Below are 2,643 nucleotides of genomic sequence, written 5' to 3' on the forward strand. Positions count from 1 at the left end.
AACCACGAAAATTTCTGCGCGTTTACCCACAAAATAGCGGCAGCGATGATGTTAGCACTATGGCTTACCTAGAAAAGATGAACCAGAAACGTGCGCGAATGCGGATAAAAAGGCTGCCCAAACTAAAGCCGCGAACAACACCTACAAAGTTACATTGTCACTACAACCACCAAAATGTAACCACTTCCCTGCCAACGCACCGACCACATTATTGAAAGCGGTATTCCTCGATAATGGTGCGGCAATAGCTGAGAAATTTAAGAACGAATAAGACGCAGAGCATCAACCGCCACGGCCGAACCATGATTAAAACCAAATACAGAAGTTGGCGCGGTTACCAGCGAACATTCACCCCAGTCGTTGAGAAGTTTAAAAACAAGAAGCCGCTATGACCGACGAACGATTCTTACTGTATACGGATTTCACTGAAATTGACCAACACACAGCGATCGCGGAGTAAAGTAAGCAAAAAGAACTCAACCAAGTCGGGTAACGCTGGCATAAGTTGCGCCAACGCGTTACTTACAAAACCAAATACATTTCATACCAAAACCGCCGAGTGTTAAGCGTCAACTTAATGCCTTTGTTAGCCGGCCGTTCGGCTTGGGTTAAGCAGCTTGCCTGCCATGATGAAGTGAAATAAAAAAATACGCTGATTAAGCGCGACAAACACTCAACTCAAGGCTGGCAAATTCAAAACTATAACCACGAAAATTACTGCGCGTTTACCCACAAAATAGCGGCTACGATGATGTTAGCACTATGGTTTAMCTAGAAAAGATGAACCAGAAACGTGCACGAATACGGATAAAAAGGCAGCCAAATTCAAGCCGCGAACATCGCCCGCAATTTGATTGCTACGGCAACCACCAAAATGTAACCACTTCCCTGCCAGCGCACCGACCACAATATTGAAAGCGGTTACCCTCGAAAATGGTGCGACAATAGCTGAGAAATTTAAGAACTGGTGAGTACGCGGAGCATCAACCGCCACGGCCGAACCATGGTGAAAACCAAATACAGAAGTTGACGCGGTAACCAGCGAACATTCACGCAAGTCGTTGAGACGCTTAAAAATAAGAAGCCGCTATGAACGACGAACGATTCTAACTGCATACAAATTTATCTGGAATTGATCAACTCACAGCGACTGCGGAGTTAAGTACACAAAATGGACTCAACCAAGTCGGGTAACGCTGGCATAAGGTGCGCCAACGCTGAACTTACAAAAMCAAATACACTTCAAACCAAAACCGCCGAGTGTWAMGCGTCACCTTAATGCCTTTGTTACCCGGCCGTTCGACTTGGCTAAAGCAGCTTGCCTGCCATGATGAAGTGAAACTAAAAACTGTGCTGATTAAGCGCGACAAACACGCAACTCAAGGCAGACAAATTCAAAACTATAACCGCGAAAATTACTGCGCGTTTACCCACAGAATAGCGGCAACGATGATGTTAGCACTATGGTTTACCTAGAAAAGACGAACCAAAAACGAGCTCGAATACTGATAAAAAGGCAGCCAAAACTAAAGCCGCGAACACCGCCCGCAATTCTACTGTTTACGACAACCACCAAAATGTAACCACTTCCCTGCCAGCGCACCGACCACATTATTGAAAGCGGCATTCCTCGATAATGGTGCGGCAATAGCTGAGAAATTCAAGAACAAGTGAGTACGCGGAGTATCAACCGCCACAGCCGAATCATGGTTAAAACCCAATAAAAAAAGTTAGCGCGGTTATCAGCGAACATTCACGCAAGTCGTTGAGAAGTTTAAAAATAAGAAGCCGCTATGAACGACGTATAATTCTAACTGCATACAAATTTGTCTGGAATTGACCAACTCACAGCGACTGCGGAGTAAAGTAAACAAAAAGGACTCAACCAAGTCGGGTAACGCTTGCTTAAGCGGCTGCCAATGCACGACACCCAAACAGACCGCCGTAATCACCAAACTCAAACCGAACCAAAAATGCCACAGGTTGGCAGTCCGACTTTAAGCACTTGTTATAGCTCAGCAATATGTGACAGTGTTTCTGGGTGACGCTGAACAAGTTTTAAAAGTGTTACAGCCTGTCCATTTGGTGCGCTGCGCCCCTGCTCCCAATTTTCGAGTGTGCGAGATGATGTATGCAGTAAACGGGCAAATACGCCACGAGACATATTAAATTGCTCTCGGATACTAACAATTTCATCAGGTGAAATGTTTAACTCACTAATGTCATTAACTTGGTGAGTTTTTAGGGTTACCTTGCCCTCTGAGTGCTCTCTAGCTTCAACAAGTGCGGTACTTAACTCAGCAAATAGGTCACGATTGCTCATTGCGCCACGCCTCCATAAAAGACTTTAACTGTTTCTTTTGGTCTGCGGTTAAATCCGCCATCTCATTCTTGCCATAAATTGTCAGCAAGTAGAAACGACGCTTTTCATCGAGGAAGTAATAGATAACACGAGAGCCGCCACGCTTGCCCTTACCTTTACTTGCAACTCGAATCTTTCGCAAACCACCTGTACCTTGAATCACGTCACCCTGTTTTGGGTTAGACATTAACTCAGCTTGAAAAAGCCTAAACTCATCATCGCTGAGATATTCATTACGGTACTTTTCAAATATGGTCGATTCGACAAATACACTTTTCATA

The 2,643-nt window shown here is 44.8% G+C and carries 5 protein-coding genes; 1 reads left to right on the forward strand and 4 read right to left on the reverse strand.

Translation table 11 applies throughout. From position 1 onward, the window contains the following. Positions 1–760: 760 nt before the first annotated feature. Entirely contained in the window at positions 761–1,057 is a 297-nt protein-coding gene (locus L4C35_RS22895) for a hypothetical protein (RefSeq protein WP_428465027.1), read from the reverse strand. A gap of 221 nt (positions 1,058–1,278) precedes the next feature. Between L4C35_RS22895 and L4C35_RS22900 the strand changes: the two genes are divergently transcribed. After that, on the forward strand, positions 1,279–1,476 hold the full coding sequence (locus tag L4C35_RS22900; protein WP_428465028.1) for a hypothetical protein: 198 nt from the start codon (positions 1,279–1,281) through the stop codon (positions 1,474–1,476). A 77-nt stretch (positions 1,477–1,553) separates the two neighbouring features. On the opposite strand, the gene L4C35_RS22905 is transcribed toward L4C35_RS22900, so the two are convergent. The 3 genes from L4C35_RS22905 to L4C35_RS22915 all read right to left on the reverse strand — a co-directional run bounded on the left by L4C35_RS22905 (position 1,554) and on the right by L4C35_RS22915 (position 2,642). Continuing rightward, positions 1,554–1,697, reverse strand: a complete 144-nt coding sequence (locus tag L4C35_RS22905; RefSeq protein WP_428465029.1) for a hypothetical protein — start codon at positions 1,695–1,697, stop codon at positions 1,554–1,556. A gap of 311 nt (positions 1,698–2,008) precedes the next feature. After that, a complete protein-coding gene (locus L4C35_RS22910) occupies positions 2,009–2,323 on the reverse strand; it encodes a helix-turn-helix domain-containing protein (protein ID WP_428465030.1) in 315 nt (104 codons plus the stop codon). Continuing rightward, positions 2,310–2,642: a type II toxin-antitoxin system RelE/ParE family toxin gene (locus tag L4C35_RS22915; protein ID WP_428465031.1), complete on the reverse strand. Its 333-nt coding sequence runs from the start codon at positions 2,640–2,642 to the stop codon at positions 2,310–2,312. Before L4C35_RS22915 ends, L4C35_RS22910 begins: the two co-directional genes overlap by 14 nt. Between the last annotated feature and the right edge of the window lies 1 nt (position 2,643).

Source organism: Photobacterium kagoshimensis, from assembly GCF_050337045.1.
GTDB lineage: Bacteria > Pseudomonadota > Gammaproteobacteria > Enterobacterales > Vibrionaceae > Photobacterium > Photobacterium kagoshimensis.